13 protein-coding genes are annotated in these 14,523 nt (G+C 74.6%); 1 reads left to right on the plus strand and 12 read right to left on the minus strand.

Going from position 1 to position 14,523, the window contains the following annotated elements; translation table 11 throughout:
- Positions 1-111: 111 nt before the first annotated feature.
- Entirely contained in the window at positions 112-1,842 is a 1,731-nt protein-coding gene (locus tag MTR79_RS26890; protein WP_210908206.1) for a histidinol-phosphate transaminase, read from the plus strand.
- Between the two features lie 33 nt (positions 1,843-1,875).
- Here the strand turns inward: MTR79_RS26890 and MTR79_RS26895 are convergent, their stop codons facing one another.
- The 12 genes from MTR79_RS26895 to MTR79_RS26950 all read right to left on the minus strand — a co-directional run bounded on the left by MTR79_RS26895 (position 1,876) and on the right by MTR79_RS26950 (position 14,523).
- Positions 1,876-3,123: a lytic transglycosylase domain-containing protein gene (locus MTR79_RS26895; RefSeq protein WP_244792137.1), complete on the minus strand. Its 1,248-nt coding sequence runs from the start codon at positions 3,121-3,123 to the stop codon at positions 1,876-1,878.
- A 992-nt stretch (positions 3,124-4,115) separates the two neighbouring features.
- Positions 4,116-4,811, minus strand: coding sequence for a hypothetical protein (locus MTR79_RS26900; protein ID WP_244792138.1), 696 nt, complete (start codon positions 4,809-4,811; stop codon positions 4,116-4,118).
- 51 nt (positions 4,812-4,862) lie between these two features.
- Positions 4,863-5,411 (minus strand): nuclear transport factor 2 family protein, encoded by a 549-nt coding sequence (locus tag MTR79_RS26905; RefSeq protein WP_114873666.1) that lies wholly within the window; start codon positions 5,409-5,411, stop codon positions 4,863-4,865.
- Positions 5,412-5,436: 25 nt separating this feature from the next.
- Positions 5,437-6,207: a hypothetical protein gene (locus tag MTR79_RS26910; protein WP_244792139.1), complete on the minus strand. Its 771-nt coding sequence runs from the start codon at positions 6,205-6,207 to the stop codon at positions 5,437-5,439.
- Entirely contained in the window at positions 6,204-6,719 is a 516-nt protein-coding gene (locus MTR79_RS26915; RefSeq protein ID WP_086702987.1) for a hypothetical protein, read from the minus strand. The genes MTR79_RS26910 and MTR79_RS26915 overlap by 4 nt, the downstream gene beginning before the upstream one ends.
- Positions 6,716-8,005 carry an MlaD family protein gene (locus MTR79_RS26920; RefSeq protein ID WP_244792140.1) on the minus strand — a complete coding sequence of 430 codons (1,290 nt, stop codon included), beginning with the start codon at positions 8,003-8,005 and terminating at the stop codon, positions 6,716-6,718. Before MTR79_RS26920 ends, MTR79_RS26915 begins: the two co-directional genes overlap by 4 nt.
- Positions 8,002-9,237, minus strand: coding sequence for an MCE family protein (locus MTR79_RS26925; RefSeq protein ID WP_244793308.1), 1,236 nt, complete (start codon positions 9,235-9,237; stop codon positions 8,002-8,004). Before MTR79_RS26925 ends, MTR79_RS26920 begins: the two co-directional genes overlap by 4 nt.
- A gap of 83 nt (positions 9,238-9,320) precedes the next feature.
- The gene (locus tag MTR79_RS26930; protein ID WP_086702984.1) at positions 9,321-10,361 is read right to left on the minus strand and encodes an MCE family protein; all 1,041 of its coding nucleotides are present in this window, start codon (positions 10,359-10,361) and stop codon (positions 9,321-9,323) included.
- Positions 10,358-11,401, minus strand: coding sequence for an MCE family protein (locus MTR79_RS26935; RefSeq protein WP_189365142.1), 1,044 nt, complete (start codon positions 11,399-11,401; stop codon positions 10,358-10,360). Before MTR79_RS26935 ends, MTR79_RS26930 begins: the two co-directional genes overlap by 4 nt.
- On the minus strand, positions 11,398-12,453 hold the full coding sequence (locus MTR79_RS26940; RefSeq protein WP_189365143.1) for an MCE family protein: 1,056 nt from the start codon (positions 12,451-12,453) through the stop codon (positions 11,398-11,400). Before MTR79_RS26940 ends, MTR79_RS26935 begins: the two co-directional genes overlap by 4 nt.
- The gene (locus MTR79_RS26945; protein ID WP_244792141.1) at positions 12,450-13,715 is read right to left on the minus strand and encodes an MCE family protein; all 1,266 of its coding nucleotides are present in this window, start codon (positions 13,713-13,715) and stop codon (positions 12,450-12,452) included. The genes MTR79_RS26940 and MTR79_RS26945 overlap by 4 nt, the downstream gene beginning before the upstream one ends.
- A gap of 1 nt (position 13,716) precedes the next feature.
- Positions 13,717-14,523 carry an ABC transporter permease gene (locus MTR79_RS26950; RefSeq protein ID WP_048457592.1) on the minus strand — a complete coding sequence of 269 codons (807 nt, stop codon included), beginning with the start codon at positions 14,521-14,523 and terminating at the stop codon, positions 13,717-13,719.

The following is a 14,523-nucleotide window of genomic DNA, read 5'->3' on the forward strand; positions in this document are numbered from 1 at the left end:
GCGCCCCGCTCGGCTCCGTACTCCTGGGTGGCCCGTGCTCCCCCGCGCGGGCCGCCCAGGCATGACGGGCCCGTCACGTCCCCGGCGGGCCCGCCGCACACGGAGGTTCCCTTGCCCGACAACGTCACCTCGCTGTTCCGCAGCACCGCGGCGCACAGCCCGTCGATGGCGGCGCTGACGAGGGAGAGCGACGGGGCCGGCCCGGTGGACTTCTGCATTCCCTGCAACCCGTACTTCCCCACCCCCGCCATGTTCGAGGAGATGGCGGCCCGGCTGCGCGACATCATCACGTACTACCCGAGCAGCGCGGACACCATCACCGCCGAGCTGTGCGGGCTCCTCCAACTGCCGCCGCAGTGCGTGGCCATGGGCAACGGCTCGACGGAGCTGATCACCTGGATCGACCATCTGCTGGTGCGCGAGTCGCTCGCCGTGCCCGTGCCGACGTTCGGCCGCTGGACCGACCAGCCGATGGAGACCGGCAAGCGGGTCGACATGTTCCCGCTCCAGGAGTCCAGCGGCTTCGCCCTGGACCTCGCGCAGTACGCCGAGTTCATCCGCGCCCGCGGCACCAGGGTCGCCGTCATCTGCAACCCGAACAACCCCGACGGCGGCTTCCTGCACAAGCACGCGGTCGTCCAGTTCATGGACGCCATGGCCGACCTGGACCTCGTGGTGATCGACGAGTCGTTCCTGGAGTTCGCCGACGCCGAGAACGAGCCGAGCGTGGTGCAGGAGGCGATGCTGCGCCCCAACGTCATCGTGCTGCGCAGCCTCGGCAAGAACTTCGGCCTGCACGGCATCCGCTTCGGCTACCTGGTCGCCAACCCGGCGCTGGCCGGGCGGGTGCGCTCCATGCTGCCCAAGTGGAACCTCAACTCCTTCGCGGAACACGTGGTGTTCATGCTGAAGGAGCACGGGGCCGAGTACGCGCAGAGCCTGCACCAGGTGCGCCGCGACCGGATGGACATGTCCGGACAGCTCTCCTCGCTGCCCGGCCTCACGGTCTACCCCTCGCAGGGCAACTTCCTCTTCGTGCGCCTGCCCGTCGGCGCCGAGGGGACCGTGGTGCGGGACCGGCTGCTCACCGAGCACCGGATCCTGGTGCGTGAGTGCGGCAACAAGATCGGCTCGTCCAGCCGCTTCCTGCGTCTCGTGGTGCGCCCCCAGGTCGACGTCCGTCGCCTGGTGACCGGCCTGGAACAGGTGCTCTACGGGACGTCCAGGAGGGGAGCCGCCGTGCCCGAGCAGGCCACAGGGACCGCCTACAGCTCGGGCACGGCGGCGGTGGACCGCCTGGTGACCCAGACCAACGGGGCCGGGACGCGTGGCCTCGCACAGGCCGCCGGCGCCGGCATGCCGCTCCCCGCCGCCGCGTCCGCCCCTGCGGTGGGCCCGGGCGGCGGGATGCCGGTGCCGGCCGCGGCGGGACTGCCGCAGCCGGAGCCACAGCCCGTGCCGCAGGAGGCGCCCCGGCCGCAGCCCGCCCCCCAGCCCGTCCCTCAGCCGGTTCCCGTACCGCAGCCCGCGCCGCAGCCGGTTTCCGTGCCCCAGCCGCAGCAGCTCCCGCAGCCGGCGGCGTACCCGGAGCCGGCCCCGCAGCCCGCCCCCGCCGCGCCGCCCCTCGCCCCCGCGGCCGCGTTCGCGGCGCCTGCACCCGCGCCCGCGCCGATGCAGGTACCGCCGGCCACCGGGCCCACCCCGCCCGGCGTCCCGGCGCGCGGCGGGCTGACGGCCGCCCAGGTGCGCGGCACCGACGGGCTGTCCATGGCCCCGGCGACGGGCTGGCCGGGGGCGCAGAGCTGGCCCGACGCGGCGGGGATGGGACAGGCGGCGGGCTGAGACACCCCGGCCGGGCGCCGGCGTCGGCTTCCCTTACCGCTCCGCCGACGTCTCCGTCGGGGTCGGGCAGGGGGCGTCGGACGGCGAGGCCGTGGGCTCGGGGCCGGGGGCGGTCGGCTCCGGGGAACAGGGGGGCGAGGTGGTCGGGTCCGGTGAGGGCTCGGCGCTCCCGGTCGGGGACTCGGCGGGCGGTTCCGTGGGCTCCTGGCTCGTCGGGGGGGCCGACGGCGTGGGGGTCGGGGACGTGCTGGGCCCGGGGGACGGCGACGGGGGTTCCGGGCTGCCCGGGACGGACGGGGAAGGACGCGGGGACGGTCCCGTGCCGCCGGTGGGGCTCGGCTGCGGTCCGATGACGACGCCTCCACCGCTTCCCCCGCTGCCGCTGCCGCCGTCGACCGGTTCGGTCGCCGGGGTGTCGCCGCCCGCGCCGGGGCTGCGCGGGACGACGCCCTCGCCGTCGGGTACGGCGTGCACCCCACGGCTGTAGAACGCCAGCCAGTACCGGACGAGACGCAGGTAGGAGCGGGAGTGGTTGTAGCTCAGGACCGCCCGGTCCAGGTCCGCCGGGCGGCGCAGGTCCCGCTCGCCGGCGCACAGGTAGTGGCCGGCCGCCAGCGCCGCGTCGAAGATGTTGTTCGGATCGGCGCGGCCGTCGCCGTTGCCGTCCGTGCCCCAGCGGACCCAGGTGGACGGCAGGAACTGCATCGGGCCTACGGCGCGGTCGTAGACGGTGTCGCCGTCGTGGGCGCCCCCGTCCGTGTCCCGGATCAACGCGAAACCCCGTCCGTCGAGGGGCGGTCCGATGATACGGCCGAGCGTCGTGCCGTTCCCGTCGACCGCGCCGCCGCGCGCCTGCCCGGACTCGACCTTGCCGATGGCGGCCGGCAGCTCCCAGGGCAGTCGGCAGCCCGGATCCGTCCTGGCGACCGAGGACTCGGCGGCGCGGTAGGCGCGCAGCACGGTGGCCGGGATGCCCGACTCGGCGCGGACCTGCCGATGCAGCACGGGTGAGGCGGGCGCGGGCGTCGCGGTGCGAAGGGGCGGGAGCTCGGTGTGGTACGAGCCGTCACCCGGCGGGGCGAGCACCGCGTACGGGTCGCCCGCGGGCGCCGGCCGCCCGCCGTCGCCCGCCGGTTCGGCCCGGGCCTTCGTGCCGTCCCGGACGAGAGCCGGCCCCTGCGAAGCGGTCAGGGCCGCCATGGCCGCCACGGCGAGCGCACTCGCACGCAGTCCCCTGCGGGCCCGGCCGGAGTACCGGCGTCGGGATCGTCGAACGGACATGGGCGTCACTCCTGTCGGATCCGGATGCGGTGCGATGTCCCTGCGGGTGCGGGCGTGCGGGGTGCGGGGTGATGCGGTGCCTCTGCGGGCGCGGACGTGCGGGGTGGTGCCGTGCCTTTGCGGGTGCGGGCGTGCGGGTGCGGGGTGGTGCGGTGCCCCTGCGGGCGCGGACGTGCGAGGTGCCGGTGGTGCGGGGGGCCTGCGGTTGTGGGGCGTTCGGGGTGCCGGTGGTGCCAGGTCGTGCGGGACCTGCGGTCGCGGGGCGCTCGGGGTGCCGGGTGATGCGATGTCCCTGCGCGTGCGGGCGTGCGGGGTGCGGGGTGGTGCGGCGCCCCTGCGGGCGCGGACGTGCGGGGTGGTGCGGTGCCTCTGCGGGCGCGGACGTGCGGGGTGATGCGGTGCCTTTGCGGGTGCGGGCGTGCGGGGTGGTGCGTCGCCCCTGCGGGAGCGGACGTGCGGGGTGCCGGGTGATGCGATGTCCCTGCGGGTGCGGGCGTGCGGGGTGCGGGGTGGTGCGGTGCCTCTGCGGGCGCGGGCGTGCGGGGTGATGCGGTGCCTCTGCGGGGCGCGGACGTGCGGGGTGATGCGTCGCCCCTGCGGGAGCGGACGTGCGGGGTGCCGGGTGATGCGATGTCCCTGCGGGTGCGGGCGTGCGGGGTGCGGGGTGGTGCGGTGCCTCTGCGGGTGCGGGCGTGCCGGGTGGTGCGGCGCCCCTGCGGGCGCGGACGTGCGAGGTGCCGGTGGTGCGGGGAGCCTGTGGTCGCGGGGCGTTCGGGGTGCTGCCGGGTGGTGTGAGGGCCTGGGTGCGGGCGGTGCGGGTGCCGGTGGTACCCGGAGGTGCGGTGTGTGCGGGGTGCCGGGCGGTGCCGGGGGCCTGCGGTGTTCGGCGGTCCGGTGGTGGGGACGGTGCGGGTGGCCGGCAGGGGCGGGCGGTGCCGGTGAAGCGCCTGGGGTGCGGGGCGGGCGCCGAGGCCGCCCGCGTCGCCCTGCGGCTAGGTGCGACCGAAGATGTCCAGGGCCGTGACGAGCCAGCGGCCGTCACGGTGCACGGCGTCCACCGCGAGCATCGCCGCCGCGTACACGCCGTCGTCCTGTTCCGCCTCCGCCTTCCCTCCGGCGGTGGCCACGCTGCTCTGGTCGGCGTAGACGAGCACCCGCGCCCGGTCGCCGTCGATCCGTTCGACCGCGGTCTCGGTGACCGCCGTGGTGATCACCGCCTTCCGCGCGTCGGCCCGCTCACGGACGTCGGCGAACAGGTCCCGGTGCTGGGCGACGGCCTTCCCGGTCAGGAGATCCTTCGCGGCCCTGTCGAAGGCCGCGGGATCCGTGTGGTCGTAGGAGAACAGCCGGTCGACGGCCTCGCCCACCTGCCCCTTGACCTCACTGGTGCGGGCGACGTCGGTCAACGCGGTGTTGCTCCGCGCGGGTTCGGCGCGCAGCGACTCGGCCTCCGCGTGGGCCCAGCCCGCGAACGCGCCGAGGAGCACGGTCAGCCCGCAGAGCGCCACCAGGCCCCAAGGGCGGCGCGCGCGGGGCCGGGCGGGGCCGCTCGCCCCCTCCGCCGCCGCTTCGGGCCCGCGGGGCCCGGCCGCACGGCGCGTGCCGGGCCGGACCTCCACGACCCGCGGGCGGGCGGCGCGGGCCTGGCGGAGTCGCTGGCGGTTGATGTGGTGACGGGTCGTCGACATGGTGGGTGTCCTCCTCGCTGCGGCCGGCCGGCACGGTGCGGTAGGGGCCGGTCAGCCGGCCGGTGCGCCGCCGACGGGGGCCTGGCCGAGAGCGCTCAGCTTCCAGCGGCCGTCGGTCCGGGTGAGTTCGCCGAGCATGCGGCTGTCCTTGTCGGTCCGGGTCCCGTCGGCCGCCCGGACGGTGACGCGGAGGGCGACCAGCACGCGGGCACGCCCGGCCCGGTCGTCGAGTTCGGTGACGGCTCCGGACAGCACCCGGGCCGTGCTGACCGTCTCCGCCTCCTTCACCTGGCCGGCGAAGGCGCCCCTGCCGGCGGTGAGTTGCTCGCGCAGCTCTCCCGTCGTCGACGCCTCCCAGAGGTCGAGTCCCCGGTCCAGGTCACGGTGGTCGAGGGTGTTGAGGTTCTGCACGGCCTGCTCCCCCGCGGCGAGCGCCCGGTCCCGCTGCACGGCGTAGGCGGCCCGGTCGTCGTGGGCCGCGTCGTACCAGTCCTGGCCCGCCCACGCGGCGAAACCGCCGGCGACGAGGGCGAGGGCGAGGGCCGGCGCGTACGGCGTCCGCAGACGGCGCGGCACGCGGCGGCGGGCCGGTCGTTCCATGAGGTGCTCCTGTCTCCCGCGCATGTCAGCGGGGTTCGATGTCGACGATCCGCCACCGGTCGTCCTCGAGCCGTGCCGTGACCGTGAGCTGCGCCGCCGCGGTGGTCGCCGCGTCCTCGCCGCGGCGGGAGGTCTGGTCGAGGAAGACCAGCAGGCGGGCCCGGTCGCCGTCGAGTTCCACCACGCCGGTGCGGACGGCGCGGGTGCTCAGGGTGACGCGCTGTGCGGTGAGGTCCTTACGGACGCGGTCGAAGAGGGCGGTGTACTGGCGGGCGGCCTTCCCGTCGAGGGCGGTGCGTGCGGAGCGCTCGGCGGCGGCGGTGCCGTCGGGCGTGTAGGAGAAGATCCGGGCGAGGGCGTTGCCGACGTCCCCGGCGACCCGGCTGGTGGCCTCGGTGTCGGTGAGCGCCCGGTTGCGGGCGGACTCGTCCGACCGCAGCTGGTGGGCCGCGTGAAGGAAGCCGCAGCCGCCGAGGACCAGGACCGCGGTGGTCCCCGCTGCCACGGCCCGCAGGCGCGGGCCCCGCGAACGGCTGTCGCGTGGACGGCCGTTCCCCGGACGCCCGCCGGGGCCGTCGCCGGGCTCTGCCCCGGACGGCTCCTCGCGGCGCCCGGCGCCGGGCACGGCCCCGGAGGACCGCTCGTCCAAGGCGTCGGCCTCGGCGGACGCGTCCTCCGGCACGTCGACGCCTGGCTCCGCCTCCGGAGCCGGCGTCTCCGGTCTCTCACCGGCGGCGTCCCGTCCCGAACCGGGCTCGCGGGCACCGGCCCCGCGGGACAGCCACGTCCGTGTCATCGGTCCCCCTCCTCCCTCTCCCCCTGGACCGGGACGGCGCTGAGCGCCTTCACCTTCCAGACGTCCTCGCCGGTGCGGGTCAGGACCGCCTCCAGGCGCTTGCGGTCGACGGCCGGCTTCCCCGCCCCGGCCGGGGTGGTCTCGACGCGGACGGTGGCGATGAGCTTCGCCGTGCCGGAGCGGGTGTCGAGCGCCGTGACGGCGGCCTCGGTCACCGTGCCGCGCGCCGAGGCGCCCGCCCGGGCCGCGGTGGCGCCGAGCTCCTCGCGCAGCGGCCCGGTGGAGACGCCGCGCCAGTCCCGGACGCTCCCCTCGGCACGCTGCCGGGTGGAGGCGTCGATCGTGGTGAGCACGGCGAGGGCCCGGCGCCCGTCGGCGAGCGCCGTGTCCCGTTCCCTGCCGTACGCGAGACCGTCGTCGGCGCGTGCCTGGGCGTACGTCCAGGCGCTCGTGCCGCAGAAGCCGAGGGCCAGGGCGAGTCCCGCCCCGGCGAGGATCCGGGCCCGCCTCATCGGGTGCCTCCCGTGGCGGGCGCGAGGACGTGCGTCAGGTCGCGCGGCGCCTCGCCGCTCTGTCCGGGCAGGGCGAGCGCGCCGGGCGGCGCCGCACCGCCGGACCGGCGCGCCGTGCCGTCGCCGCTGCCGCTGCCGGAGGGCAGGGAGCCGGGGCGGGCCGGTTCGGGCGCCGCGCCGCCCTTCGGGGCGTTGGCCGCGCCGCGCACGTTCTTGCCCGTGGACGGCTGGGCGGTGCAGCCCGCGCCGGTGTTCAGGGGCGGTGCGGTGCCGAGGTCGAGGCCGTTGCGGTAGCGCGTGGCGCCGTACCCGGCGGTGCAGGGCAGGGGGTCGAAGAAGGTGACGGCCATGCCGAGGTTCAGCTTCCCTCCGTCGACGGCGGTGGAGCCGGCGGAGACGACCGCCGGGTAGGTCACGAGCAGTTCCTCGATGCCCCGCTGCCGGGTGACGGCCACCTCGGCGGTGGTGAGCAGGTTGGCGAGCACGACGCCGAGGCTCGGGTCGAGGTCCCGCAGCACGCCGCTGACCTGGGTGGCGGCCTCCGGGGTGACCGCGAGGAGACGGCGCAGGTCGGCGTCGGACCCCTTGAGGGCGCGGGCCAGCTCCTCCGCGCCCCGGGCGAAGCCGCGGATCGCCGCGCCCTCCTGCGCCTGGGTGCGCAGCACGGTCTCGCCGTCGTTGATGAGGAGGACGGTGGACGGCAGAGCGCGGTCGGCGGCCTCGACGAAGTCGCTGCCGCTGTCGAGCAGCACCTGGAGGTCGTCGCCGTGCCCCTCGAAGGCCTCCCCCAACTCGTCGACGACCGTGCGCAGATCGTCCTGCGGCACCGACCGCACCAGGTCGTCCACACTGGCGAGGACGTCGGTGACGGGGGCGGGCACCTGGGTGTCCGCCTGGTCGATGCGGGCGCCGTCCGTCAGGTAGGGGGAGCCGTCGCTCTCGGGCCGCAGGTCGATGTACTGCTCGCCCACGGCGGAGAGCGCGGCGACCACGGCCTTGGTGTCGGCGGGGATGCGGGGTGCCGACTTCTTGATCCGCAGCTCGGCGACGACCCCGTCGTCGGTGAGGCGGACAGGGCCGACGCGGCCCACCGAGACGCCTCGGTAGGTGACGTCGGCGTGGGTGAACAGGCCGCCCGTGCGCGGCAGTCGCACGTCGACGGTGTAGTGGTCGGCGACGCCGACGTAGCGGCCGAGGTCGGCGTAGCGGATGCCGAGGTAGGACAGGGCGAGCACGGCGACGAGGAGGAAGGCGAGGTTCTTCAGCCGTACGGCGAGGGTGATCACGAGCCGTCACCCGCCTCCGGGGACGCCGGTGCGGTGCCCGTGCCGGCGGTGGTCGCGGACACGGAGGGCAGCGGCAGCGGGGACGAATCCCGCGACGGGGAGCCGGAGGAAGCGGACGGGTCCGCCGAACCTCCCGTCTTCCGGCCGCTGTTGCCGGAGGGGCGTCCCTCGCCGGCGGCGCCCGCCCCGCCGCGCGCCGCGGGGGCGGGGCCCGTGGAGGGGAGCGGGTCGTCGATCGGCGGGATGACCTCGGTTCCCGGCACGGCGACCACGCTCAGGTAGGCGTTGAGGTAGTCGCCCTTCACGCCGCTCAGCACCTCGTCGGTGAACGGGTAGGTCACCAGCACCTGGAGCGCGTCGGGCAGGTCCGCGCCGGCGTCGGCGAGTTCCTTCAGCGTCGGCGCGAGGGCTCTGAGGTCGGCGATCATGTCGTCCTTGCTCGCGGCGACGGTGGACACGGCGACGCCGGAGAGCGTGTCGAGGGAGCGCAGCATGGTGAGCAGGGAGCCGCGCTGTCGCTCCAGTGTCCTCAGTCCGGGCGAGAGGCCGGTGAGGACGGTTCCGACGTCGTCCTTGCGGTGGGCCAGGGTGGAGGAGAGCCGGTTGACGGCGTCGAGCGCGTCGGTGATGTCCCCCCGGTGGTCGTCGAGGTCGGTCACCAGGGTGTTGACCCTTCGGAGCATGGAGCGGACCTCGGGTTCCCGGCCGCCGAGCGCCGCGTTCAGTTCCCGGGTGATGGTGCGGAGCTGGTTGACGCCGCCGCCGTTGAGCAGCAGGGACAGCGCGCCGAACACCTCCTCCACCTCGGTGCTGCGGCTGGTGCGGGACAGCGGGATGACGCTCCCGTCGGAGAGCCGGCCGTTCCCGCCGCCGGGCGGGGCGGCGAGCTGCACGTACTTCTCGCCCAGGAGGCTGGACTGTCCCAGGCGCGCGGTGGCGTCGGCGGGCAGCCGCACGTCGCCGTTGATCCGCATGGTGACGCGGGCCGTCCAGTCGTCGCCGAGTTCGATGCGGCTGATCCGGCCGACGGCGACGTCGTTGACCCGTACCGCGGAGTGCGGGACGAGGCTGAGGACGTCGTCGAGTTCGGCGGTGACGGTGTAGGGACGGTCGCCGAGGTCGGCGCCGCCGGGCAGCGGCAGGTCCTCGACGCCGCCGAAACCGCGGGGCAGGACGGTGACGCCGCCGACGGCGAGGGTGAAGCCGAGGGTGAGGGCGATCAGTCCGGCCATGGTCAGGCCCGCCACCCGGCCGGTGGTGAGGGCGCCGCGTCCGAGCGCCGAGGCGGCGCGTTCGCCGGTCCGGGTGCCGCGTCTCATCTCTCCCCCTTCCGCTCGGCGGCGGGTGCGTCGCCGCTGACGGCGGCGCCGGTGGCGGGCAGCGGCAGCAGGGGGCCGCCCATGCTGATCTCGTTGAGGTTCGCGCGGCCGTCGAGGGTGCGGGTGTCGGGGTTGTAGGCGTTCACGACGTTGCCGGCGGCGAGCGGCGCCACGTCCAGGGCCTCGGCCAGCGAGACCCGTTGCTCGACGAGGGTGCGGGTGAGGGGGACGAGCCGGTCGACGTTCTTCTTCAGCTCGCCGCGGTTGTCCTCGATGAAGGTCTTCACCTGGCCGAGGGCCTTGCCGAGTTCGTCGAGCGCGCCGGTGAGGTCGTCCTTGTTGTCGGCGAAGAAGCCGACGACCTCGTCGAGGCGTTCCTGCGCGGTGCGCACGTCGGTGTCCTTGTCCTTGAGCATGGTGGTGAAGGTCTGGAGGCTGCGGAGCGTGCGGAACAGGTCGCCGCTGCTGCCGTCCAGGGTCTTGGCCGCCTTGCCGAACTCCTCGACGCCGTCGCCGACGGCCTTGCCGTTGCCGTCTAGGTTGGCGGCGCCGGTCCGCAGCAGTCCGGAGAGGGCGCCCTCGGCGTTGGCGCCGTCCGGGCCGAGCGCGTCGGCGAGTGAGGTGATCGAGTCGTAGATCTGGTCGATCTCGACCGGGACGCGGTTGCGGGATGCGGGCAGGACGGCGCCGTCGGCGAGGGCGGGACCGGTGCTGTGGGCGGGGGTGAGCTGCACGTAGCGGTCGGCGACGACGCTGGGGGCGACGACGACGGCCCGCGCGTTCTCGGGAACCTTGGTCCCTTCGTCGAGGCGCAGGTCCACGCGGACGGTGGTGCCCTGCGGCCGCACCGATTCCACCTCGCCGACCCGCACGCCGAGGATGCGCAGGTCGGATCCGGCGTGGACGCCGACGACGCGGTCGAAGTAGGCGGTGAGGCGCAGGCCGTCGGGGGCGAGGGCCGAGGCGGCGGCCAGTCCGCCGGCGGCCAGCACGACCAGGGCGAGCAGTCCGCCGAGGATCTTTCTGCGTCGGGTCATCGCTCACCGCTCCCCCGCGCCTTGTCCGACTGTTTCGGCGGCAGGCATCCGCTCTCGGGCCGGGACGTCTCCGGCAGGTAGTCGGGGGGCACGACGCCGCACAGGTAGCTGTCGAACCAGCGCCCGTTGCCCAGGGTGTTGCCGACCAGCCGGTAGTACGGGCCGACCAGGGCGAGCGTCCTGCCGAGCTGGTCGTTGTTCTTCTCCAGGACGCCGGTCACCCGGCCGAGGGCCTTGAGGGTGGGGCCGAGCTGCTTCTCGTTGTCCTTCACCAGGCCGCGCAGTTCGGCGCCGAGGTCGCGGCTGCCCTTGAGCAGGGCGCTGATGGCGGCCCGCCGCTTCCTGAGTTCGCCGAGCAGGGAGCCGCCGTCCTCGATGAGGGTCTCGAAGCTGGACTTCTTGTTCTCCAGCGTCTTGCTGAAGCGGGCGCTGCCCTGGAGGAGCCGGGAGAGTTCCGCGTCGCGCTTCGAGACGGAGCGGGACAGGTCGGAGAGGCCGGTGGCGGCCTTGCCGACGTGGGGCGGTGAGTCCTTGAAGGTGTCGGAGATGGTCTCGAAGCTCTCGGCGAGCCGGCGGGTGTCGATGGCGTCGACGGTGCCGCTGAGGTCCTGGAAGGCCTGGGTGACGTCGTAGGGGGAGGTGGTGCGGGACGACGGGATGCGGCTGCCCGGGTCCTGCGGCCGGGAGCCGAGCGGGTCGACGGCCAGGTACTTGTCGCCGAGGACGGTCTTGACGGCGATGGCGGCGGTGCTGCGGTCGCCGATCCAGGCGTCCTCGACCTCGAAGGACACCTTCACCTTGGCGCCGTCCAGTGCCACGCCGGTGACCTGGCCGACCTTCACGCCGGCGATGCGCACCTCGTCACCCTCGTCGAGGCCCGCGGCCTCGGTGAAGTCGGCGCTGTAGCCGGTGCCGCCGGTGAAGGGGAGCCGGTCCGCGCCGTAGGCGAGGCCGCCGAGCAAGGTGAGGGCGAGCAGGCCGGCGAGGCCGACGGCGACGGGGTCGCGGTCCCTGACCGGCTTCCTGCGCGGGCGTCTCATCCGCGGCACCTCGATTCGGTGACGGCGATGCCGGTCGGGGGTTCGGAACCGTCGGAGGTGGTCACGCCGCTCACCCGTGCCTCGCAGAGGTACAGGTTGAACCACGATCCGTAGGAGGACAGCCGGGCCAGGGCGGTCATCTTGGCGGGGGTGCGCTCGAGGAAGTCCTCGATCTGCGGGGTGTGGTCGCCGAGGTTGCGGGAGAGGCGGCCCAGTTCGCGGATGTCCCGCTTCAGGGGCGCGCGCCCGTCGTCGAGGAGGTCGGCGGTCACGGTGGTCAGGTCGCCCATGGCCGCGACGGCCCGGCCGAGGGGCTTACGGTCCTCGTCGAAGCCGGAGACGAGTGCGCGCAGGGTGACGACGAGGTCGTCGAAGCGGTCCTCGCGGTCGTTGAGGGTGTCCAGGACGGTGGTGAGGTTCTTCACGACCGCGCCGATCACCTTGTCCTTGGCGGCGACGGTGGTGCTGAGCGAGCCGATGCGGCGGATCAGGCTGTCGACGGTGGCGCCCTCGCCCTGGAGGACCTGCACGATCGATCCGGCGAGTTCGTTGACGTCCTTCGGGGAGAGCCCTTCGAACAGCGGTTTGAAGCCGTTGAAGAGGAGGGTCAGGTCGAGCGCGGGGGTGGTGCGGTCCAGCGGCACGGTGGCGCCCTCCTCCAGGGTGCCGCCGAGGTCGCCGCTGCCGCGTCCGAGGGACACGTAGCGCTGGCCGACCATGTTGAGGTACTTCACCGCGGCGGTGGTGGAGCGGGGCAGCCGGCGGTCCTCACCGACGGTGAACGTGACCTGCGCGAGCCGCCGTTGGACGACCCGTACGTCGGTCACCTCGCCGACCGTCACGCCGGAGACGCGCACGCTGTCCCCCTCCCGGAGCCCGGTGACGTCGGTGAAGAGGGCCTTGTAGGCGCGGCCGCCGCCCGTGCCGGAGCCGGCGACGCCGAGGCCGAGCAGGGTGGTGGCGAGGGCGGTGACCACCACGAAGACCAGGGACTTCAGCAGGGGGCCGGTCAGCGGGCGCCGCCGGGTGTGCCCGGTGTCGGCACTGGTCATCCGAGGGTCACCTCCGTACCGCGGTAGACGGGGCCGACGAGGAGGGTGCTCCAGTCGGGCAGGTCGCCGGGGGCCGTCCCGGCGGCGGGCGCGAGCAGTTCGTTGACGAGGTCGTTCTCCGCCGGGGAGTTGGCGGGCCCGAGGGCCTCGGCGGACGCGGCGGACGCGGCCCGCGCGGTGGGCCGGGGCAGCGCGCCGACGTAGGGCACGGAGGGGCAGCGCGGGCCGCCGCCCGCGTCGTACACCGGGGTGTCGCGGCCGGGGCGGTAGGCGCCGCGCGCGGCGACGGAGGTGACGTCGACGTGGACGCCGGGCCGGCCGGTGCCCTTGCCGAGCGCCCGGTCCATGGCCGGGACGAACTCGGCGAGGGTGCGCAGGGTGCACGGGAAGGAGGAGGAGTACTCGGCGAGCAGTTCGAGGGTGGGCCGGCCGGTGGCGGCGAGACGGATGAGGTTGTGCCGGTTCTCGCGCAGGAAGGCCGTCAGGTCCTCGGCCGTCCGGGTCGTGGCGCCGAGGGCGGTGGCGAGTTCGGCCTCCTTCTCCGCGAGGGTGCCGCTGGTGGTGGTGAAGTCGGTGAGCGCCGTGAGGATGTCGGGCGCGGCGTCCGCGTAGACATGGCTGACCTTCACGAGTTCCCTGAGGTCGCGGTTGAGGGCGGGCAGGTGCGGGTTGAACTCGGCCAGGTGCCGTTCGAGCCGGCTGAGCGTCCGGCCGAGCTGGTCGCCTCGCCCTTCCAGGGCCTGGGAGACGGCGGACAGGGTCGCGGCGAGCTTCTGCGGCTGGACGGCGGTGAGCATCGGCAGCACGTCGTCGAGCACCTGCTGGAGTTCGACGGCGTTGGCGGAGCGGTCCTGGGGGATGACGGCTCCGGCGGCCAGCGGCTCGGGCGAGGGGTTCTCGGGCGGCACCAGGGCCACGAACCGCTCGCCGAACAGTGTGGTCGGCAGCATCTGGGCGCGGACGTCGGAGGGGACGGCGTCCAGAGTGCCGGGCTTCATGGCGAGGGTGAGGCGGGCGCCGTCGCCGGTGGCGTCGACGGCGCGGACCTCGCCGACGACGACGCCGCGCAGTTTCACCTCGGCGCCCGGGTGCATCTGGTTGCCGACACTGCCGGTCTCGACGACCAGCGGGTCGGACGCGGTGAACTTCTTGTCGTAGACGGCGACGGCCAGCCAGATCAGCAGGGCGGGCACCAGCACGAACACCACTCCGGCGAGCCGGCGGCGCAGCGTGTGTCCTCGCACTTCCCAGGGTCCGCTCATCTCACCCCGCCACCTTCACGGTCGTGGTCGCGCCCCACAGGGCGAGCGACAGGAAGAAGTCGGTGACGCTGATCAGGACGATGGCGTTGCGCACGGACCGTCCGACGGCGACGCCGACGCCGGCGGGGCCGCCCGAGGCGCGGAACCCGTAGTAGCAGTGGGCGAGGATCACCATCACGCTGAAGATCAGGACCTTCAGCACGGAGAGCAGCACGTCCGTCGGGGACAGGAAGAGGTTGAAGTAGTGGTCGTACGTGCCGCGTGACTGGCCGTTGAACAGGACGGTCACGGAGCGGGAGGCGACGTAGGAGGAGAGCAGCCCGATCGCATAGAGGGGGACGACGGCGACGACGCCGGCGATGATGCGGGTGGTGACCAGGTAGGGCATGGAGCGGATGCCCATGCCCTCCAGGGCGTCGACCTCCTCGTTGATGCGCATGGCGCCGAGCTGGGCGGTGAAGCCCGCGCCGACGGTCGCGGAGAGGGCGAGGCCGGCCACCAGGGGGGCGATCTCCCGGGTGTTGAAGTAGGCGGAGACGAATCCGGTGAACGCGGCCGTGCCGATCTGGTCGAGGGCCGCGTGGCCCTGGAGTCCGACGACGGTGCCGGTGAAGAGCGTCATCGCGATCATCACGCCGACGGTGCCGCCGACGACGCCGAGGCCGCCGGAGCCGAAGGCCACCTCGGCCAGCAGGCGCTGCACCTCCTTGAGGTAGCGGCGCAGCGTCCGCGGGATCCACAGCAGGGCCCGCAGGTAGAACAGCAGGTGGTCGCCGGAGCGGTCGAGCAGGGCGAGCGGGGAGGCCAT

It is taken from the genome of Streptomyces sp. BJ20, assembly GCF_022869105.1.
GTDB lineage: Bacteria > Actinomycetota > Actinomycetes > Streptomycetales > Streptomycetaceae > Streptomyces > Streptomyces griseoincarnatus.